The organism is Herbaspirillum sp. Her3 (genome assembly GCF_057961275.1).
In genome coordinates this window covers 5,249,503-5,269,669 of the sequence record NZ_CM176328.1, presented here as the reverse complement: position 1 = coordinate 5,269,669, position 20,167 = coordinate 5,249,503, and the positions used below count along the sequence as shown (strand labels likewise).

Genomic DNA, 20,167 nt, shown 5'->3' with positions numbered 1-20,167 from the left:
CATCTGCCAGGTGAAGGGTTCTGCAAAATTTTGGCCGGCTGCCCTTATCATGGCTGCTCCGTTAGTCATCGCCTGCCGCCCAGGAGAACAAGAACATGCCCTTCGCCAAGCTGGTCCGCGCCTTGCCGCGTGCTTTTCTGCGGTTTTCTCTCTCTTCCCGCCTGAGCTGTACAGCCGCTGCCGTGCTGCTGGCCGGCTGCGCCTCTTCGCCGCTGCCGCAATGGCGCGACAGCGGTCCCGGTTATGCGCCGGTCACGCCCTCCATTCCGGTGACCGACACCGGCGTGCCGGCCGTGGCCATCAGCACCGCCCCGCCCACGCGTGCGGCGCTGGTGGAGGCGGCCAAGGCCGAGTGGGATTTCTTCGGCAACCAGCAGATCGACATGCGCCACGAGCCCTTCAGCGCCCCGCGCCTGGGCTTGCTGGAAGATGAAGGCGAGGCCGTGCAGCGGGTGGCCGAATACTGGCATGCGGTGGGCAAGAACCTGACCGGCGCTGACTGCCAGCAAGCCTGGTCGGCCGCCTTCATTTCCTGGCTGATGGTCAGTACCAACGTGCCGCCCCAGGATTTTGCCCCCGACGAAACCCACTTCAATTACCTGAGCTTCCTCAAGGAGCGCCAGTCGCGGCCCTCGCCGCGCTTCCTGCTGCGTCCGGCCGAGAGCGAGCCGATTGCCCCCGGTGACCTGATCTGCGCGCCGCGCGGCAACAACAACATCACCTCCATCGACGAGATCCGCCCCGGCTTGGCCGGCCATTGCGACATCGTGGTGGAGGTGCATGCCGATGATGGCTGGGCGGGGGTGATCGGCGGCAATGTCTTCAATTCGGTCTCCGAATCGCTGATCCCCGTGGATGCCCAGGGTGTCGCCCAGCCCATTGCGGCGCGCCCGTGGCTGGTGGTGGTCAAGAACCTGCTGCCCTGATGCGGAGATCGCCATGCTGATCCTGGGCAAGCTGCTGCTGGGGCCGCTGTTGCTGGCGCAGGCCAGGCGCTTGCGCAAGACCGCGCTGCGCCTGCCGGAGGCTGCCGGGCCGCGCAGCGGTGTGGAGTTTCCTGCGCTGCGCCCCGAGCTGGTGGCCGAACCGCTGCGCCTGCTGGTGGTGGGCGATTCCTCGGCCGCCGGTGTGGGGGTGGACCATCAGGAGCAAGCCCTGGCCCAGCCGCTGGCGCGCCATCTGGCGCTGCGCGCCGACCGTCCGGTGGCCTGGCAGCTGGTGGCAAAAAGCGGCGTCAATTCGCTGGAAGCACTGGACCTGCTGGCACGCAATGAGATCGGCCCGGCCGCCGTGCTGGTGGTGGCGCTGGGGGTGAACGACGTCACCTCGCAGATGCCGCCCAAGCGCTATGTGGCCAATCTGCGCCTGCTGTGCGAGCGCCTGATGGCGCAGGCCGGCGTGGAGCACATCGTCTTTTCGGGCTTGCCGCCCATGCATCTGCTGCCGGTGGCGCCGCAGCCGCTGCGCTGGTACCTGGGCCGTTACGCGCGCAAGCTGGACCGGGCGCTGCGCGACTGGATCGGCGCCGACGCCGCGCTGCGCTATTGCTCGCTGCAATGGGCGCTGCCGCATGAGATGGCCATCGACCGCTTCCACCCTGGCCATGGCCAGTATGCCGAATGGGCCAGGATGAGCGCCGAGATCATCGAAAGCGAGTTCCTGCGTCATCAGCCGGTGACGGAAAGTGTTTAAAATACGCGTTCCGATTTTTACGCTGAAAGCTCGCCATGGCCGTCAATTCCCCGATTCCCGTTCCTTCTGACCTGAAAGCCGTCGCCGGCATCGAACTCGGCCATGCCGAAGCGGGCGTGCGCAAGGCCAATCGCAAGGACGTGCTGGTCATGAAGCTGGCCGAGACGGCCACCGTGGCGGGCGTGTTCACCAAGAACCGTTTCTGTGCCGCACCGGTACAGATCTGCCAGGCCAACCTGGCCCAGCTGAGCGCCGGCAAGCCCATCCGCGCGCTGGTCATCAACACCGGCAACGCCAATGCCGGCACCGGTGAAGAAGGCCTGCAGCGCGCCAGGTCGGTCTGCGCCGCGCTGGCCGAGCAGATGGGCGTGGAGCCGCAGCAGATCCTGCCGTTCTCGACCGGCGTGATCCTGGAGCCGCTGCCGGCCGAGCGCATCATCGCCGGCCTGCCGCAAGCCATCGCCAACCTCAAGGCCGACAACTGGTTCAACGCGGCCGAGTCCATCATGACCACCGACACCCAGCCCAAGGCGGCTTCGCGTACCCTCACCATCGGTGGCAAGCAAGTGGTGATGACCGGCATCAGCAAGGGCGCCGGCATGATCAAGCCCAACATGGCCACCATGCTGGGCTTCCTGGCCTTCGACGCCAAGCTGCCGCAGGCGCTCTTGAACCAGCTGGTCAAGGATGCCGCCGATCACTCCTTCAACTGCATCACCATCGATGGCGATACCTCGACCAACGATTCCTTCATCCTGATGGCCACCGGTGCCGGCGAGCTGGAAATCACCAGCGCCGACAGCGAGGAATACAAGCAGCTGGCCGCTGCCGTCACCGACCTGTCGCAGAACCTGGCGCACCAGATCGTGCGCGATGGCGAAGGCGCGACCAAGTTCATCGAAGTGGCCGTGGAAGACGGCAAGAGCCTCGAGGAATGCCGCCAGATCGCCTATTCCATCGGCCACTCGCCGCTGGTCAAGACCGCCTTCTTCGCTTCGGACCCGAACCTGGGCCGCATCCTGGCCGCCATCGGCTATGCCGGTATCGATGACCTGGATGTCTCCAAGATCAACCTGTGGCTGGACGATGCCTGGGTCGCCAAGGACGGCGGCCGCAATCCGGATTACCGCGAAGAAGATGGCCAGCGCGTCATGAAGAAGTCCGAAATCGTGGTGCGCGTGAAGCTGGCGCGCGGCACGGCCAAGGCCTCCATCTGGACTTGCGACCTGTCGCACGATTACGTGTCGATCAACGCCGACTACCGTTCCTGATCGCCTGCTCATGACCCAGTTAGACCAATTCCTGCAGCGTGCCGAAGCCTTGCTGGCACGCGTCGAAGCCATCCTGCCCCAGGCCGCCGTGCGTGAACCGGACTGGAATGCCGCCGTCGCTTTCCGCTGGCGCGGTGCCACCGCGCAGCGCGCGGGCTACCTGCAGGCGGTGGGCCACATCTCGCAGATCGCCTTGTCGGACCTGCACAATATCGGTCCGCAAAAGGAACAGATCGACCAGAACACCCGCCAGTTCGTCGCCGGCCGTCCGGCCAACAACGTGCTCCTGACCGGCGCGCGTGGTACCGGCAAGTCCTCGCTCATCAAGGCTTGCCTGAACCAATACGCCGACCAGGGCCTGCGCCTGATCGAGGTGGACAAGGATGACCTGCACGACCTGCAGGACATCGTGGAGCTGGTGGCCTCGCGTCCGGAGCGCTTCATCGTCTTCTGCGATGACTTGTCCTTCGAAGAAGGCGAGGGCGGCTACAAGGCCCTGAAGGTGGCGCTGGACGGCAGCATCGCCGCGCAATCGGACAACGTGCTGATCTACGCCACCTCCAACCGCCGCCACCTGATGCCGGAGCGCCTCTCCGACAACAGCACCTACACCCATACCGAGGATGGCGACCTGCATCCCGGCGAGACGGTGGAAGAAAAGATTTCGCTCTCCGAGCGTTTCGGCCTGTGGGTGACTTTCTATCCGTTCAAGCAGGATGATTTCCTGGACATCGTGGCCCACTGGCTGCGCCACTTCGGCTGCAATGACGCCCAGATCGCCGAAGCGCGCGCCGATGCGCTGCGCTGGGCGCTGCAGCGCAGTTCGCGCTCGGGTCGCGTGGCCTGGCAGTTTGCGCGCGATTATGCGGGCAAGGCGCAGGCTTGATGAGCGCTGCTTCTGAATCCGTCGCCAAGCCTGTCGATGTCGCGGTAGGCATCCTGATGCAGCCCAATGGCGACGTGCTGCTGGGCCAGCGTCCGGAAGGCAAGCCCTATGCGGGCTATTGGGAATTCCCCGGCGGCAAGGTGGAGCCGGGCGAAAGCATCTTCGCCGCCTTGCAGCGCGAGTTCCAGGAAGAACTGGGGATCGAGGTGCTGGACGGCGAGCCCTGGTGCGGCGTCGAGCATGTCTATCCGCATGCCCATGTGCGCCTGCATTTCTACATCAGCCGCCAGTGGCGCGGCGAACCGCAGAGCCTGGAAGGCCAGGCCTTTGCCTGGCAGGGCAGCGTGGGGCTGCAACCCTTGCTGCCGGCCACCATTCCGCTGATCCAATGGCTGGATCAGCTCAGGTACGGCGACCAAGGCTGAAAATAGGCTGGTTTGAGGCGATATGAAGGAAAAAGCCCGTGATCACTGCACGGGCTTGTCACCTTCGTCTTCCAGGGGCAGGTTCACTGCGGGGATGGTGTACTTTTCTTCCGCCCAGGCACCCAGGTCGATCTGCTTGCAGCGTTCGGAACAGAAGGGGCGGTACTTGTTCTTCTCGCTCCATTCCACCTTGGTGCCGCAGGTCGGACAGTCTACGATCGTTGCCATACGTTTTACTTCACTTCATTCAATTCAGATTACAGGTCAAAAGCCGCACAGCGCCAGTTCGAAGGGCACTTCGCCCTCGAAGGAGCGCGGCTTCTCGTCGCCATCCTGCTGGGTGAAACGCACCCACAGCATGTACTTGTTGGCCGAAATCTCGGGGATGGCACCCAGCTCGATGTCGAGCGACAAGCGCAGCATCTGGTAGACCTTGCCTTGCAGCATCTGTTGGTAACTGCCGCCTTCTGCGTTGATCTTTACTGCATGTCCCGATTCCCGCAGCAGGCGCATGACGATGGAGATGGCATCGAACAGCGGGATCAGGGGGGCGAACCAGTTGGAGATGTCCTGGAAACGGCGTTCGAAGGGATGCTGTTGCCAGGCGTAATAGGCCGGCAGGTCGAATTCGCAGGCGCCGCCCGGGATGATGGTGCGTCCGCGGATGCTCATCAGCCATTCATTGTCGCGGATGTTCTGCCCGGTCTTGCCCTGGGCGGCCGAGAGGGCGCTGCTGGCCTGGTCGACTTCGGCCAGGATGGCGTTGAGCATCTCGGGCTCGACATTGGGATTGGACTGGTAGGCCAGCAGGATCTGCTTCTGCCGTTCCAGCTCTTGCAGCAGGTCGGACTTGAGGTCGGCGCGTCCGGCGACCTCCAGCATTTCGAAAATGGTGGCAAGGGCGATGTGATGCTGATGCGGGCTTTCCTGGTGCAGGAAGAAGACGAACTTCTCGTAGAGGTCTTCCAGTCGCAACAGCGTGCGAATACGCTCATTGAAAGGGTATTCGTAGACGATCAAAGCATGATCCCTTTATTGGTTGAACCGGACTTGTTAGGCCGCTGACAGGCCGCGTGGGTGCAATAACCTCGTCAACATGTGCAATGTCTGTGATTCTGACCCATGCAGAAGAAAATTACAAATGCAGACGGCATCAAATGAAGATGCTGTACCGCGTCGTATTTGCCGGCTTGCCTGAGCGTACTGCCGCGTTGGCAGGAACTGCACTGAAGGGCTCATGCCCCCTTGGCGAGCTGCAGGTAACGCGCATGCAGCTCGCGTACCTGCGCTGGCAGATCGGTGTTGCTGCCGCCGTTGTCGATGACGTCTTGAGCCACCGCCAGCCGCGCCTGGCGGCTGGCCTGGGCGGCCATGATGGCTTCGACCTCTTCCCGTTGCAGGCCGTTGCGCTGCATGACGCGGGCGATCTGCACCTCTTCCGGACAGTCCACCACCAGGATGCGGCTGGCGCGTCCCACCCAGGTGCCGGACTCCACCAGCAGCGGCACCACGAAGATGATGTAGGGACCGGTAGCGGCTTGGGCCTCGCGCAGGGTTTCGCTGCGGATCAGCGGATGCAGGATGGCTTCCAGCGCATGGCGCGCGGTGGGGTTGCCGAAGACGTGCTGGCGCATGTGAGTGCGGTCCATGGCGCCGCGTGCATCGATGAAGGCGTCGCCGAAATGATCGCGGATGGGCGCGATGGCCAGTCCCTCCGGTGCGGTCAGGGCATGGGCGATGGCGTCGGTATCGACCAGCGAGGCGCCCAGTTCGCCGAACAGGTTGGCCACCGTGGTCTTGCCACTGCCGATGCCGCCTGTCAGGCCGATGGTGAAGCGTTCAGTCAGAGAAGTCATGAGTCAGAAATCGTAAAGAAGCCGCGTGAGCCAGTGATGGCCCATCAGCAAAGTCAGCATGCCGGCCACCGCCAGGCACGGCCCAAAAGGAATCGCCTGGCCACGCTGGTGGCGCCCCAGGCCCATCAGGGCTACCCCCAGCACGGCGCCCAGGGCCGAGGCCAGCAACAGCACCAGCGGCAAGGCTTGCCAGCCCAGCCAGGCACCCAGCGCGGCCATCAGCTTGAAGTCGCCATAGCCGAGTCCCTCCTTGCCGGTGGTCAGCTTGAAGATCCAGAAGACCAGCCACAGCGCACCATACCCGGCCATTGCGCCCAATACCGCATCCTGCAGCGGCACCCCGCCCTGCGCGAGATTGACCAGCAGGCCCAGCCACAGCAATGGCAGGGTGAGGTCGTCGGGTAACAGCATGGTTTCGGCATCGATGACGGCCAGCGCGATCAGGAAGGCGGCGCAACTCATCAGTGCCAGACCGTGTACGCCCAGCCCGAAGCGCCAGCCCAGCAGCGCAAAGAGCAGCGCCGTCAGCAGCTCCACCAGCGGATAGCGCGCACTGATGCTGCCCTGGCAGAAGCCGCAGCGCCCGCGCAGCAGCAGCCAGCTCAGCATCGGCACCTTGTGGTGCAGGGCCAATGGCCGGGCGCAATGCGGGCAGGCCGAGGCCGGCAGCCAGAGGTTGTAGCGCTCACTGTGCGGCAAGGCTTCGCCGCGTTCCTGGGCGACGAAGTTGGCGGTCTCGCGCAGCATCATCAGCGGCAGGCGGTGGATCACCACGTTCAGGAAGCTTCCCACCAGCAGGCCCAGCAGTGCAGCCACACCGGCAAGGGCCGGGTCGCCGGGGAGGGCCAGGGCATCCAGGAAGGGCATCGTCGCGTCGTTCAGGTTTGTGTTGGTCATCAAGCGGAGCAGGGAAGGGAAGCCTGCCGGCTCACACCACCGCACCCATGCGGAACACCGGCAGGTACATGGCCACCACCAGGCCGCCGATCACCACGCCGAGCACCGCCATGATAACGGGTTCCATCAGGCTGGTGAGGGCGGTGACGGCTTCATCGACCTCGCGCTCGTTGAGCTCGGCGATCCGGGCCAGCATGGCGTCGAGGGCGCCGGCCTCTTCACCCACGGCCGTCATCTGTACCGCCAGATCGGGGAAGACGCCCGTAGCCTGCATGGCCGCATGCAGCGAGGCACCGTTGCGCACGGCGTCGCGCACCGCCAGCGACGCCTCGGCATAGACCACGTTGCCGGCGGCTCCGGCCACCGTTTCCAGCGCTTCCACCAGGGCGATGCCAGCGCCAAAGAGGGTGCCGAAGGTGCGGCTCCAGCGCGCCAGCGCCGCCTGCCGCAGCAGCCGGCCAAAGATCGGCAGCGATAGGCAGAGGCGCTGCGCCGCCAGCCGTAGCGCGGGATAACGCCGCCATGCCAGCGTCGCCATGACGCCCGCGATCAGCGAGCCCAGCAGCAACAGGGGGCCATGGCGGCCCAGCAGATGCGCCATGCCCATCACGATGCGCGTCGGCAAGGGCAGTTCGGCGCCGAACTGCTGGAACATCTGCTCGAAAGCCGGTACCACCCACAGCATGATGACCACCGTCACCACGACCGCCACCAGCACCACGGCGCAGGGATAGGCCAGCGCCGCGCGCACCTTGCCCCGCAAGGCCAGCGACTTCTCGCGATAGAGGGCGATACGCTCCAGCATGCTGTCGAGCATGCCGGCTTCCTCGGCGGCGCGCACCAGGTTGCAGAAGAGCGCATCGAACTGCCGTGGATGGCGCGCCAGGGCCGCATGCAGGCTGTCACCGCGTGCCACGGCTTGCCGCACGTCGGCCAGCAGCGCGGCCAGCGCGGTCTTGGCCGCGCCCCGGATGGCGATGTCCAGCGACTGCAGCAGCGGCAGCCCGGCTTGCAGCATGGTGGCGAGCTGGCGTGTGAAGAGGGCGATCTGCTTGGCGCTGATGCGTGCGCGCATGACCGGCGTGGTGCTGCTGTTGTGCGTGCTGTCGACCGAGCGCGGGCCGTCATCGCGCCGCAGCCGCGCCACGCGCAGGCCCTGCTGGCGCAACCGGGCGCGTGCCTGGGCTTCATCAGCGGCGTTCAGGACGCCGCGCTGCGGGCGGCCGTGGCGGTCCAGTCCCTCCCAGCGGAAGGGGAGGCCGGAAGGGAGGCGCTCAGGTGCAGGCAAGGATCTCTCCCACGCTGGTTTCGCCGCGCAAGACCTTCAGCAGTCCCGCACGGCGCAAGTCGATGATGCCTTCAGCCTGCGCCTGCCTGCCCAGTTCCAGCATGCCGGCCTGGGCCAGGATGAGCGATTGCATGGCCGCGCTGACCGGCATGACCTGGTAGATCCCGGTGCGTCCGCGAAAGCCGGTCTGGTTGCAGGCCGGGCAGCCGTGCGGCACGAAGGTGGCCGGCGTGCCACCGGCCGCACGGCGGCAGTGGCACAGCCTGCGCACCAGCCGTTGGGCCACGATCAGGCTGACCGAGGCGGCGATGTTGTAGGCCGGCACGCCCATGTTGAGCAGCCGCGTGAGGGTGGCCGGAGCGTCGTTGGTGTGCAGGGTCGAGAGCACCAGATGCCCGGTCTGCGACGCCTTGACGGCGATGTCGGCGGTTTCCAGGTCGCGGATCTCGCCTACCATCAGCACGTCCGGGTCCTGGCGCAGGAAGGCGCGCAGCGCCAGGGCGAAGTCCAGTCCGGCGCGTTCGTTGATGCTGACCTGGTTGATGCCGGGCAGGTTGATCTCCACCGGATCCTCGGCGGTGGCGATGTTCACGCCCGGCTGGTTCAGGCGCTGCAGGCAGGCATACAGCGAGACGGTCTTGCCCGAGCCGGTCGGCCCGGTCATCAGCACCAGGCCATGCGGCTTGCTGATGGCCTGCAGCAGTGCTTCCTGCTGGGCCGGCTCATAGCCCAGCTCGGCAATCGACAAGGTGGCCTGGGTGGTATCGAGGATGCGCAGCACGATCTTTTCGCCGAACTGCGTGGGCAGCGTCGAGACGCGGAAGTCCACCGTGCGTGCGCCCAGCGCCAGGCGCATCTTGCCATCCTGGGGCAGGCGCTTTTCGGCAATGTCCAGCCGCGCCAGGATTTTCAGGCGGGTGGCCAGCTTGTCGCGCAGGCTCAGCGGCGGCTGCGCCAGTTCGTGCAACACGCCATCGACACGCAGGCGCACGCGGAAGAGGTGTTCAAAGGGTTCGAAGTGCAGGTCGGAGGCGCCCATGCCGACCGCATCGGCCAATAGCTTGTGCAGCAGGCGTACCACCGGAACATCGTCTTCGGCCACGGCCGTGTCGGGAGCTTGCATGGGAGACCTCTCGCGCAGGGGCGCCGCCACGGGGCAACGCGCAGGGAGGGCAAGTCTCCCACGCGCTGCGGCCGGCCGGAAAGCGGGCCAGCGGTTTGCGTGGGACAAAATCGGAGGAGTTCGATGCGCTGCCGAGGCAGGCGGGGCGCCCTCAGTCCTGCGCGTTCACCTTGGACGGCAAGGCAATGAGCTTGACCATGCGGATGGCCTGGTTCTGCACCTGCACGATCTCGATCACACAGCCATCGATCTTGACGGCCACGCTGGCTTCGGGAATGTCCTGCAGGGTTTCCAGCAGCAGCCCGTTGATGGTCTTGGGGCCATCCAGCGGCAGCTTCAGGCCCAGGCGCTTGTTGATGTCGCGCAGGGTGGTGCTGCCTTCGAGCAGGCAGCTGCCGTCCTTGTCCCAGCTGAAGCCTTCACCGGAGGAGCCGGGCGAGGAGGTGGTGAATTCGCCGATCATCTCTTCGATGATGTCTTCCAGTGTCACCAGCCCCTGCACCTCGCCGTATTCATCGACCACGATGCCCAGGCGTTCATGGTTTTCCTGGAAGTATTGCAGCTGGGTGAAGACATCGGTTTCCACCGGCACGTAATAGGGCGCCGAGAGCAGCGCGCGCAGGTCGTCGTGGGTGATCTCGTCTTCCTGGCGGAACAGTGCCACCGTCTTGCGCACGTGCAGGATGCCGACGATGTGATTGATCTCGCCCTCGAATACCGGCAGCTTGTTGTGATAGCAGGTCGCCAGCTGGTGCAGGATCTCGTCCACCGGGGCGGCCAGGTTCAGGGCCTCGACCTGCGGGCGCGGGGTCATGACGTCTTCCACCGAAATCTTTTCCAGATCGAACAGGTTCAGCAGGATGCTCTTGTGCTTCTGCGGAATGAAGCTGCCCCCTTCGAGCACGATGGAACGCAGCTCTTCGGGCGAAATGCGTTGCTCGGCCGCACGCGAGCCGGTCTTGACGTGCAACACCTTCAGGATGGCCGAGACGAACAGGTTGACGAACCACACCAGCGGCTTGGCCACCCGCATGAGCGGCTTGAGAATGAAGCTGGTGAACAGCGCAATGCGCTCGGGATGGGTGGCACCGATGACCTTGGGCACGATCTCGGCAAAGACGATCAGCAGTGCCGCCACGAAGGCGGTAGCGGCCGTGATGACGCGTTGGTGGTTGCCGAAGGCGGCGATGGCCAGGGCGGTCACCAGCGCCGTGGCCAGCGCATTGATGACGGTATTGGCGATGAGGATCAGCGAGAGCAGCCGTTCAGTGCGGTCCAGCAGCCACAGGATGGTGACGGCGGCACGGTTGCCCTGTTTGGCCAGGTGCCGCAGGCGATGGCGGTTGGCGGCCATCAGCGCCGTCTCGGTCATGGAAAAGAAGGCCGAGAGCAGGATCAGGATCAGGAGTGCAAGAGCTTGCACCCATATGGGTACGGTATCCAAACGTTGCCGTCAGTTGATTGCCCTCACGCACGGGAGGGAGTCGGCGGGCCTGCCTGCTTGTCGTCATGACAGCAAGGCAGGGCGGCCAGCGAGCGCCAAAGTCTAGACGATGGGGGCGTATCCCGCAAGCCGGTGCCGCGTTGGCGCCAGACTTGCCCTTCAGTAACCCCGTACACGGTTGTACAAATGCGGCGGCGGCAACCCGCCCAGCACGGCTGCAATTGCCACGGCCGCCTGCCGTGCACGCTCGCGGCGCGAGGGCGTGGCCGCAGCGTGGGGCGTGACCAGCACGCGCGGATGGCGCCAGACGGCAGCGTCGGCGGGCAAGGGTTCTTCGTCGAACACGTCCAGCACGGCAGCGGACAACTGCCCGCTGTCGAGCGCGGCCAGCAGGTCGGGCAGGCACACGTGGCTGCCGCGCCCGACATTGATGACCGCCGCGCCGCGTGGCAACTGGCGCATCAGTTCGGCGTCGATGAGGTGGCGGGTATCGGTGGTCTCGGGCAGCAGGCAGATGAGGATGTCGGTGCGGGCCAGGAACCCAGGTAGTGCCCCGGCGCCGGCAAAGCAGGCCAGGCCCGTTTCGCTGCGCGGCGAACGCGCCCAGCCGGCCGTCTCGAAACCGACCGCTGCGTGCATGCGTGCAGCCGACAATCCCAGTGCGCCCAGGCCGAGCACGCCCACCCGGGTTTCGCGGGCGGTGCGCGGCGTGGCGAATTCGTGCCATTGCGCGCGGGCTTGCTGGGCGATGATGCGCGGCATGTCCTTCAACAGCATCAGGCTGCTCATGAGCGTGAATTCAGCCATGCGCTGCTGGGTCTCGGGCGTGACCATGCGCACGATGGGCAGGTCCGGCAGATGCGGATCGGCCAGGATGTGATCAACCCCGGCGGCGGCGCTGATGATGGCCTTCAGATGCGGAAACTGCGCCAGCCGGCCCGGTTCGGGCTGCCATACCAGCACGAAATGTACGCGCGCAGGATCGACCTCGGGATCATCCCAGGCGCGCACTTCCAGTCCCAGCCCGGGCGCGAACTCATGGAAGCTGGCGCGCCATTCGGGCAGGGCGGCAGCGCCGCCCGACTTGACCAGCAAGACCGGCGCTGCAGCAGAAGCGGAGGAAGTCATGGATGCGGCTCTCCAGAATTGGCCGGGTGCATGGGCCGGCGCAAGGCCGGGTCGAAGGGATTGATCCGGCGCGACAGGGCAGCGGCTTCCCGCTGCAGCATCTGTACCACGGTCGGCAGCCGTTCCTCGGTCAGGCGCGAAGTCAGCGTGCCCACGCTCAAGGCGCCGACGATGCCGCCAGCGGCATCGAACAGCGGCACGCCCAGGCCCGCCATGCCATCGAGCAAACCGGCCTGTCGTGCCGCGTAGCCGATCTCGCGCACGCGCTCGATTTCGGTGCGCAGGTATACCTCGTCATAGACACCGAACTCGCGCAGGCGCGGCACGTTGTAGCGGATCACTTCCTCGCGTTCTTCTTCCGGCAGGAAGGCGAGGATGGCCAGTGCTCCCTGTCCCACGCCCAGCGCCACGCGCCCGCCGATGTCGCCGGTGAAGGCGCGGATCGGGAAAGGGCCGTCCACGCGATCCACGCACACCGCATCGAAGCGCGAGCGCAGCAGCAGGAACACGGTATCGCCCAGGCTGCCGCACAGTCGCAGCAATGCCGGACGGCACAGGCTGCGCACGTCCGAGGCATTGCCGGCGCGGGCGGCCAGGGCGAACAGGTCCATGCCCAGGCGGTAGAGCTTGCTGCGTTCGTCCTGTTCCACCACGCCTTCACCGGCCAGCGATTGCAGCAGCCGGTGCGTGGTGCCCTGGGTCAGGCCGATGGCCTTGGCCACTTGCGTCACGCGCATGCCTTGCGCTGGTGCATCGGCCAGGGCGCGCAACACCGCAAAGGTGCGCTGGATGCCGTTGACCGGAAGGGAGGCGGGGGCGCTGGCGGCCGGGGCCTCGTCGTTGTGCTCGCTCATGAGGGGGCTTTGTCTGCTGGGTGGAATCGGCGGAGGTTCGCTTGCCGATGCATTTCATTGAATGGAATATTTATCAGAAATTTCCTGACTGTCGAAATACGATAGCAGAATTGGCACCGAAATTGCATCAATAACGAAACAGGAGACGCGCCTCTCACATCGCTCAGCGATGGAGCGGCGTACTTGAAAGTATGCATCGGAGCGCCTGCCGGCCGACAAGCCCGTCAGCCGCGCAGCGTCCGAGCCTTGCGACAGGGAGCTTGCAATGTCATTTCTCACGCTGACCAATGTCAGTAAGTTCTATGGCGATACCCAGGCGGTATCGGGGTTCAACCTCACGGTGGAAAAGGGCGAGTTCATCTCCCTGCTCGGGCCCTCGGGCTGCGGCAAGACCACCACCCTGCAGATGATCGCGGGCTTCGAAGCCGTCAGCGGCGGCCGCATCGAACTCGACGGGCGCGACATCACCCACGCCAAGCCCAATACGCGCGGCCTGGGCATCGTGTTCCAGACCTATGCGCTGTTCCCGCACATGACGGTGGAGCAGAACGTGGCCTTCGGCCTGGAGATGCGCAAGTGCAACGCCAGTGAAAAGCGCGACCGCGTGGCGCAGGCACTGGCCCTGGTGCATCTGGAAAAACATGGCGCCCGCTATCCGCGCGAACTCTCCGGCGGCCAGCGCCAGCGCGTGGCCCTGGCGCGTGCGCTGGTGATCGCGCCGCCCGTGCTGCTGCTGGACGAGCCGCTGTCCAATCTCGATGCCAAGCTGCGCGAGGAAATGCAATTCGAACTGCGTGACATCCAGCGCAAGGTCGGTACCACCACCATCATGGTCACGCACGACCAGAGCGAAGCCATGTCCATCAGCGACCGTGTGGTGGTGATGGAAGCCGGCCACATCACCCAGGTCGGCCGTCCCCTGAACGTGTATGAACATCCGGCCAACCGTTTCATTTCCACCTTCGTGGGCAAGGCCAACCTGCTCGAAGGCCAGGTGCTCGGCGCGGCCGGCGAGCGCGCCGACATCGCCGTGGGCGGCATGATGCTGTCGCTGGAAAGTGCTGACAGTGGCCTGCGCACCGGTGGCCGCGTGGTGCTCGGCCTGCGTCCCGAAAAGATCCGCTGCACCGCGCCCGGCCAGGGCCGCTGCAATGGCCAGGTGGTGCGCCGCTTCTTCCTCGGCAGCCAATGGATGTACGAACTCGAGACGCCCCTGGGCCTGCTCTCGGTACTGTCGGCCAACGATGGTGCCGAGGCGCTGGAACAGGGTGCTGCCGTCGGCCTGGCATGGAGCGACTACAGCCTGCGCCTGGTGTCCACCGCGCGCAGCGATGAAGGGGTGGCGGCATGAGCGCGGCCGGCACGACTTCCGTGGCACCGCCCGTGGTGAGTGCCGCCGAGAGCGGCAAGGCCCCCGGCCAGCGCAGCCTGCCCTGGCTGATGTCGGCCCCGGCCATCCTGCTGTGCACGGTGATGCTGCTGGTGCCGCTGGTGCTGACCTTCGTGCTGTCCTTCAATGCCTATGACGCCGAGACCGGTCCCAAGGCCGGTACCTTCACGCTGGAGCATTACGCGGCCGTGCTGACCGATCCGTATTACTACGGCATCTTCTGGCGCACGCTGTGGATCTCGGGCCTGGTCACGCTGATCTGCATCGTGGTGGGTGCGCCCGAAGCCTACATTCTCAACCGCATGCGCAAGCCCTGGCGTTCCATCATGCTGCTGGTGGTGCTGGCCCCGCTGATGATCTCGGTGGTGGTGCGCGCCTTCGGCTGGAGCATGCTGCTGGGGCCCGAAGGACTCATCAACGGCACGCTGGTGGCGCTGGGCTTTGCCAGGGTCAAGCTGCTCTACACCGAAACGGCCATTGTCATTGCGCTGGTGCATGTGATGCTGCCCTTCATGGTGATCCCGGTGTGGACTTCGCTGCAGAAGCTCGACGGTGGCGTGGCCAATGCTGCGCTTTCGCTGGGGGCCACGCCTGCCACCGTGCTGCGCCGTATCGTGCTGCCGCAGATCATGCCCGGCATCTTATCGGGCAGCCTGATCGTCTTTGGTCTCTCGGCCAGTTCCTTTGCCATTCCGGGCCTCCTGGGCGGACGGCGCCTGAAGATGATGGCCACCATCATCTATGACGAATACCTGCACGAACTGAACTGGCCGCTGGGCGCTGCCATCGCGCTGCTGCTGCTGGTGGCCAACCTGGTCATCATGCTGGGCTGGAACCGCATGATCGAACGCCGCTACAAGAAAGCGCTGGGCTGAACCATGAACAAGAACGGACCGATTGCATTGCTCTTCAATGCGCTGGTGATCCTCTTCACGCTGGCACCGATCCTGGTGGTGTGCGTGATCGCCTTCACTCCCGAAAACACCCTGACCATGAACGGGCCGGAGTTCTCGCTGCGCTGGTTCAAGGCGGTGTTTGAATTCCCCGATTTCGTGACCTCCTTCTGGAACAGCCTCTGGCTGGCCCTGGCCGCCGCCACCATCTCCACCGCGCTGGCCATTCCGGCGGCCATGGCGCTGGTGCGCTATCCGCATCGCTGGTCCGGCGCCTTGCAGGGCCTGTTCCTGTCGCCGCTGATCATCCCGCACCTGGTGCTGGGCGTGGCGCTGCTGCAGCTGTTCTCGGTGGTGGGGGGCGCCGGCAGCTTCGGCTGGCTGGTGCTGGCGCACTCGCTGGTGGTCACGCCCTATACGATGCGCCTCATCATGGCCGCCCTGGTCGGCTTCGACCGCAGTGCCGAGCAGGCCGCGCTGTCGCTGGGCGCCTCGCGCTCGACGGTGTTCCTGCGCATCACGCTGCCGATGATCCTGCCGGGCATCACCGGTGGCTGGCTGCTGGCTTTCATCAACAGCTTCGATGAAGTCACCATGTCCATCTTCGTGACTTCGCCTTCCACGGTGACGCTGCCGGTGCGCATGTACATGTATGCCACCGAATCAATCGACCCGATGATGGCGGCCGTGTCGGCGCTGATGGTGGGCATCACGGCGGTGGCGATGATCATCCTGGACCGGGTCTATGGCCTGGACCGCGTGCTGGTGGGGCGTTCATGAGCCAGACCCCGATGTCCGCAAACGCACAGCTGGTGCGCCTGGCCGAACGCGACCGCGCCCCGGTCAGCTTCACCCTCGATGGCCGGCCGGCCACGGCGCTGGAAGGCGACACCGTGCTGACCGCCGTACTGACCAACGCCGGCAGCCTGCGCCGCAATGAATTCAGCGGCCAGCCGCGTGCCGGCTTCTGCATGATGGGCGCTTGCCAGGATTGCTGGATCGCCACCGATAGCGGCGAGCGCCTGCGTGCCTGTTCTACCTTCATCCGCGCCGGCATGCAATTGCGCAGCGGCGCGGGGGAGGCTGCATGACGCGTCCTGCTCCCGTCATCGTCGGTGCCGGCCCGGCCGGTGTGCGTGCGGCCCAGACGCTGCTGGCGCATGGCTTGCGTCCCTTCGTCATCGATGAGGCCGCGCAGGCCGGTGGCCAGATCTATCGCCAGCCGCCGCGCGGTTTCCTGCGCAGCCGCAAGACGCTCTATGGTTTCGAAGCCGGCCGCGCGCAATCGGTGCATGGTGCTTTCCATGCCCTGCGCCAGGCCATCGACTATCGGCCCAACACCCTGGTCTGGAATGCCCAGCCGGGTTTGCTCGACCTGATGGACGGCATGGCGCAATCGGCCTCCACGCTGGACTGGGACGACATCATCGTGGCCACCGGCGCGACCGACCGCGTGCTGCCCTTCGCCGGCTGGACCACGCCGGGCGTCTACACGCTGGGCGGATCGCAGGTGGCGCTCAAGTTCCAGGGCTGCGCCATCGGCCGCTCGGTGGTCTTGGCCGGCAATGGCCCGCTGCTCTATCTGGTGGCCTATCAATACGCCAAGGCCGGTGCACATGTGGCGGCGGTGCTCGACAGCAGCAGCCTGGCCGATCGCATCGCCGCGCTGCCAGCCATGCTGGGCCAGCCGGCCTTGCTGGCCAAGGGCATCTACTATCTCGCCTGGCTCAAGCTGCACGGCGTGCCAGTGCATACCCACGCCCAGGTGCTGCGGGTGGAAGGCGAAACTCGCGTGCAGGCCCTGGTCTGGCGCCGCGACAACCTGGCGAGCAAGGGTAGCAAGCCCGGCCCCGAGCGGCGCATTGAATGCGATGCGGTGGGCTTCGGGTATGCCTTGCGCTCGGAAACGCAACTGGCCGATCTGCTGGGCTGCCGCTTCCAGTTCGATGCCCTGCAGCGGGCACATCTGCCGGTGCGCGACCAGAGCACCCGCAGCAGCGTGCCGGGTGTCTATCTCGCTGGCGACGGCGCCGGCATCATGGGCGCAGATGCAGCTGAACTGGCCGGTGAGCGCGCCGCGCTGGCGCTGCTGCAGGATCGCGGCATCACCGTCGATGCTGCGCGCGTGGCGCAGATCGAAGCCGAACTGGCCCGCATCGGCGCTTTCCGCTTGGGGCTGGAGCGCGCGTTTCCTTTCCCCGAACGCTGGGCGGCCACGGCACCCGATGATCTGGTGGTGTGCCGTTGCGAGAATATCCGTGCCGGTGAGCTGCGCGCAGCCGTGCGCGAGCAGGGCGCCGCTGAAATGAACCGTCTCAAGGCACTCACGCGGGTGGGCATGGGCCGTTGCCAGGGCCGCATGTGCGGTGCGGCCGCTGCGGAAATCCTGGCCCATGCCGCTGGCCTGCCGGTGCAGGAAGTGGGGCGCTTGCGCGGCCAGGCGCCGATCAAGCCGATCCCGCTGGGCCTGCACATCCCGGCGCCTGCACCAGCCTCGGCTCGCGTGATCGCGCTGCATGCCCAGGAGGATGCATCATGAAAAGCCTCGCTACCGAAGTCCTCATCATCGGCGGCGGCATCGTCGGTGCGTCTGCTGCGCTGGTGCTGGCCAAGGCCGGGCGCCGCGTGACCGTGCTGGAACGCGACCTGTGCGGTGCGCGCTCCAGTGGCATCAACTATGGCGGCGTGCGCCGCCAGGGCCGGCCCGAGCTACAGCTACCGCTGTCGCAACGGGCGCACCAGATCTGGGGCCAGCTGCAGGAGCTGATCGGCACCACCGGTGAATACGAACGCAGCGGCCACTTCAAACTGGCCCGCAGTGAAGCCGACATGCAATCGCTGGTCGCTTATGCCGAACTGAGCCGTCCCTACGGCCTGGGCATCGAACTCATCAGCGGTGAACGCCTGCGCCAGCAGTGTCCCTGGCTGGGCGGCGCGGCAGTCGGTGGCTCCTTGTGTCCGGAAGATGGCCAGGCCAATCCGCGCCTGGTTTCGCCGGCTTTCGCCCGTGCTGCCGAAGCGGCTGGCGCGACCGTGATCGAGCGCTGCGAAGTGCTGCAGATCGGCCACGATGGCCGCGACTTCGTGGCCGAGGCGCGGCACGGGGACGACACCCTGCAGGTGCGCGCGGAGGTGCTCATCAATTGTGCGGGCGCCTGGGCCAATCGCGTGGCGCAAGCCTTTGGCGAAACCGTGCCCCTGACCAGCGGCCATCCCAGCATGGTGGTCACCGAACCGATTGCGCACTTCCTGCCCTGGAGCCTGGGCGTGGAAGGCGGTTCCATCTATTGCCGCCAGGTGGCGCGCGGCAATGTGGTGCTGGGCGGCGGACGCGGCTACGTGCTCGATGAGCAGCGCGCACGTGCTTCGCACGATTCCATCCTGGGCCTGTTGCCGCAGGCGGCGGCCTTGCTGCCGGCGCTGCGCCACGTGCACATCATCCGCACCTGGAGCGGAGTGGAAGGCTATCTGCCGGACCAGCATCCGGTGATCGGCCCCAGCACCACGCAACGGGGCTTGCTGCATGGCTTCGGTTTCTGCGGTGCCGGCTTCCAGATCGGCCCGGCCGCGGGGGAAGCACTGGCCGAGCTGGTGCTGCACGGGCGCAGCACGATTGCGCTGGATGCCTTCTCCATTGGCCGCTTCCTCCCGGCAGGCGCCGATGCTCCCGACCTGTTGTCCTCTCACCCTGAAAGGAAGATCTCATGACGTCGCTTTCCCGCACCGCTGCCCTTGGACTGTTGCTGGCCGCCGCCACGGCCGGTTTGCAGGTGCAGGCGCAGACCCGCACGCTGTATGTCGGCATGAACGGCGGCAGCATGGAGAAGACTTTTACGCAGTCGGTATTCGCTCCCTTCGAGCAGAAGTACAACGTCAAGATCGCCGTGGTGCCGGGCGGCTCGGCCGACATCCTGGCCAAGGCCCAGGCAGCCAGGGACAAGCCGCAGATGCACCTGATGTTCCTGGACGATGGTGTGATGTATCGGGCTGTTGGCATGGGCCTGTGCGAGAAGCAGAAGCCCAATCCCAACCTCGCCAACCTGCTGCCGGTGGCGCACATCAAGGATGACATGGCCACCGGCGTGACCATCAGCGTCACCGGCCTGGCCTACAACACCAAGGTCTACGCCGAGAAAGGATGGGCGCCGCCGACCTCCTGGCTGGACCTGGCCGACCCCAAGCTCAAGGGGCGCGTGGTGTTCCAGTCGCTGCCCTCGTCCACCTTCGGCCTGCACGCTTTCCTCGCCTTCAACCAGATCAAGGGCGGCACCGATGGCAACGTTGATCCCGCCTTCAAGGCCTGGCCCTCGACCATCGGCCCCAATGTGCTGGAGTACATCTCCAACTCCGCCAAGATTTCGGAGATGGCGCAGACCGGCGAGGCCGCGCTGTTCCCCTATACGCCCACGCTCTCCACGCTGCTCAAGAGCAAGGGCGTGCCGGTGGAATACGTGCAGCCCAAGGAAGGCGCCATCGTGCTGATGGTGGCGCAGTGCGTGATCGCCAACAACAGCGAACCGCAACTGGCGCAGGAGCTGGCGGCCTACCTGCTCTCGCCGCAGGCCCAGGCGCTGGCGCTGGAAAACGGCAACTACAACCCGACCAATACCAAGGTCCAGGTCAGTGGCGCGGCGGCGGCCGAGCAGGCGCGCATGAATGGCTTCGTCAAGGCGGCACGGGCGGTGGACTGGGATGAGATCAACAAGAACCGCGCGGTCTGGAATACACGCTGGAGCCGCACCATCGAGCGCTGAGGGAAGCTTGTTGCCTCGCCTGATGCGTAAAAAGCGTAAATGATTTAGCTGATTTGCAAGACCTCTGGTAGTTTTTGCGCCACCTTCCAGGTGGCGTTTTTTTTGGTCCCGGGATTGCGCCGCGCCCGCCGCAGATTGGCGGAAAGTGCATATTGCGCGTATAATGACGTGATCGCTCAAGAACAGAGCGGAAATCCTGATCCCCACGCGCCTTGTCGACCCTGCACCTTGCAATCCGCGTGATTCGCATCTTCATCCGCTTCCCC

At 65.7% G+C, this 20,167-nt stretch carries 21 protein-coding genes; 12 read left to right on the top strand and 9 right to left on the bottom strand.

The annotated features are described in order from the left end of the window. The first annotated feature begins 95 nt into the window (after positions 1-95). Genes ACVC5H_RS24010 through mutT form a run of 5 tightly spaced genes read left to right on the top strand, consistent with a single transcriptional unit; the run spans position 96 to position 4,274 of the window. Positions 96-926: a DUF2272 domain-containing protein gene (locus tag ACVC5H_RS24010; protein WP_489620214.1), complete on the top strand. Its 831-nt coding sequence runs from the start codon at positions 96-98 to the stop codon at positions 924-926. Positions 927-939: 13 nt separating this feature from the next. Continuing rightward, entirely contained in the window at positions 940-1,692 is a 753-nt protein-coding gene (locus tag ACVC5H_RS24005) for an SGNH/GDSL hydrolase family protein (protein ID WP_489620213.1), read from the top strand. Between the two features lie 35 nt (positions 1,693-1,727). Continuing rightward, positions 1,728-2,963: a bifunctional glutamate N-acetyltransferase/amino-acid acetyltransferase ArgJ gene (gene argJ / locus ACVC5H_RS24000; protein WP_489620212.1), complete on the top strand. Its 1,236-nt coding sequence runs from the start codon at positions 1,728-1,730 to the stop codon at positions 2,961-2,963. A gap of 10 nt (positions 2,964-2,973) precedes the next feature. Continuing rightward, the gene (locus ACVC5H_RS23995) at positions 2,974-3,849 is read left to right on the top strand and encodes an ATP-binding protein (RefSeq protein WP_489620211.1); all 876 of its coding nucleotides are present in this window, start codon (positions 2,974-2,976) and stop codon (positions 3,847-3,849) included. Next, positions 3,849-4,274: an 8-oxo-dGTP diphosphatase MutT gene (gene mutT, locus ACVC5H_RS23990; RefSeq protein ID WP_489620210.1), complete on the top strand. Its 426-nt coding sequence runs from the start codon at positions 3,849-3,851 to the stop codon at positions 4,272-4,274. Before ACVC5H_RS23995 ends, mutT begins: the two co-directional genes overlap by 1 nt. 42 nt (positions 4,275-4,316) lie before the next feature. Here mutT and yacG read toward each other — a convergent pair whose 3' ends face one another. The 9 genes from yacG to ACVC5H_RS23945 all read right to left on the bottom strand — a co-directional run bounded on the left by yacG (position 4,317) and on the right by ACVC5H_RS23945 (position 12,864). Beyond that, on the bottom strand, positions 4,317-4,502 hold the full coding sequence (gene yacG, locus ACVC5H_RS23985) for a DNA gyrase inhibitor YacG (RefSeq protein ID WP_034336666.1): 186 nt from the start codon (positions 4,500-4,502) through the stop codon (positions 4,317-4,319). A 36-nt stretch (positions 4,503-4,538) separates the two neighbouring features. Further along, a complete protein-coding gene (gene zapD / locus ACVC5H_RS23980; protein WP_489620209.1) occupies positions 4,539-5,294 on the bottom strand; it encodes a cell division protein ZapD in 756 nt (251 codons plus the stop codon). Between the two features lie 215 nt (positions 5,295-5,509). Further along, a complete protein-coding gene (coaE, locus tag ACVC5H_RS23975; RefSeq protein ID WP_489620208.1) occupies positions 5,510-6,130 on the bottom strand; it encodes a dephospho-CoA kinase in 621 nt (206 codons plus the stop codon). A gap of 3 nt (positions 6,131-6,133) precedes the next feature. Beyond that, on the bottom strand, positions 6,134-6,997 hold the full coding sequence (locus ACVC5H_RS23970; protein WP_489622750.1) for a prepilin peptidase: 864 nt from the start codon (positions 6,995-6,997) through the stop codon (positions 6,134-6,136). A gap of 61 nt (positions 6,998-7,058) precedes the next feature. After that, a complete protein-coding gene (locus tag ACVC5H_RS23965; RefSeq protein WP_489620207.1) occupies positions 7,059-8,315 on the bottom strand; it encodes a type II secretion system F family protein in 1,257 nt (418 codons plus the stop codon). Then, a complete protein-coding gene (locus ACVC5H_RS23960; protein WP_489620206.1) occupies positions 8,302-9,438 on the bottom strand; it encodes a GspE/PulE family protein in 1,137 nt (378 codons plus the stop codon). Before ACVC5H_RS23960 ends, ACVC5H_RS23965 begins: the two co-directional genes overlap by 14 nt. 151 nt (positions 9,439-9,589) lie before the next feature. Next, a complete protein-coding gene (locus tag ACVC5H_RS23955) occupies positions 9,590-10,882 on the bottom strand; it encodes an HlyC/CorC family transporter (protein WP_489620205.1) in 1,293 nt (430 codons plus the stop codon). 159 nt (positions 10,883-11,041) lie between these two features. Beyond that, positions 11,042-12,010 (bottom strand): 2-hydroxyacid dehydrogenase, encoded by a 969-nt coding sequence (locus ACVC5H_RS23950; protein WP_489620204.1) that lies wholly within the window; start codon positions 12,008-12,010, stop codon positions 11,042-11,044. After that, on the bottom strand, positions 12,007-12,864 hold the full coding sequence (locus ACVC5H_RS23945) for an IclR family transcriptional regulator (protein WP_489620203.1): 858 nt from the start codon (positions 12,862-12,864) through the stop codon (positions 12,007-12,009). Before ACVC5H_RS23945 ends, ACVC5H_RS23950 begins: the two co-directional genes overlap by 4 nt. A 265-nt stretch (positions 12,865-13,129) precedes the next feature. Between ACVC5H_RS23945 and ACVC5H_RS23940 the strand changes: the two genes are divergently transcribed. From ACVC5H_RS23940 to ACVC5H_RS23910, 7 genes are read left to right on the top strand one after another with little or no spacing between them, the layout of a single operon-like run. Beyond that, positions 13,130-14,215 (top strand): ABC transporter ATP-binding protein, encoded by a 1,086-nt coding sequence (locus tag ACVC5H_RS23940; RefSeq protein WP_489620202.1) that lies wholly within the window; start codon positions 13,130-13,132, stop codon positions 14,213-14,215. Next, positions 14,212-15,129: an ABC transporter permease gene (locus tag ACVC5H_RS23935; RefSeq protein ID WP_489620201.1), complete on the top strand. Its 918-nt coding sequence runs from the start codon at positions 14,212-14,214 to the stop codon at positions 15,127-15,129. Before ACVC5H_RS23940 ends, ACVC5H_RS23935 begins: the two co-directional genes overlap by 4 nt. A gap of 3 nt (positions 15,130-15,132) precedes the next feature. Then, entirely contained in the window at positions 15,133-15,927 is a 795-nt protein-coding gene (locus tag ACVC5H_RS23930; protein WP_489620200.1) for an ABC transporter permease, read from the top strand. Between the two features lie 11 nt (positions 15,928-15,938). Beyond that, a complete protein-coding gene (locus tag ACVC5H_RS23925) occupies positions 15,939-16,238 on the top strand; it encodes a (2Fe-2S)-binding protein (protein WP_489620199.1) in 300 nt (99 codons plus the stop codon). Further along, a complete protein-coding gene (locus ACVC5H_RS23920) occupies positions 16,235-17,686 on the top strand; it encodes an FAD/NAD(P)-dependent oxidoreductase (protein ID WP_489620198.1) in 1,452 nt (483 codons plus the stop codon). The genes ACVC5H_RS23925 and ACVC5H_RS23920 overlap by 4 nt, the downstream gene beginning before the upstream one ends. Then, positions 17,683-18,855 (top strand): NAD(P)/FAD-dependent oxidoreductase, encoded by a 1,173-nt coding sequence (locus tag ACVC5H_RS23915; RefSeq protein WP_489620197.1) that lies wholly within the window; start codon positions 17,683-17,685, stop codon positions 18,853-18,855. The genes ACVC5H_RS23920 and ACVC5H_RS23915 overlap by 4 nt, the downstream gene beginning before the upstream one ends. Then, a complete protein-coding gene (locus tag ACVC5H_RS23910) occupies positions 18,852-19,901 on the top strand; it encodes an ABC transporter substrate-binding protein (RefSeq protein ID WP_489620196.1) in 1,050 nt (349 codons plus the stop codon). Before ACVC5H_RS23915 ends, ACVC5H_RS23910 begins: the two co-directional genes overlap by 4 nt. The last annotated feature ends 266 nt before the right edge of the window (positions 19,902-20,167 follow it).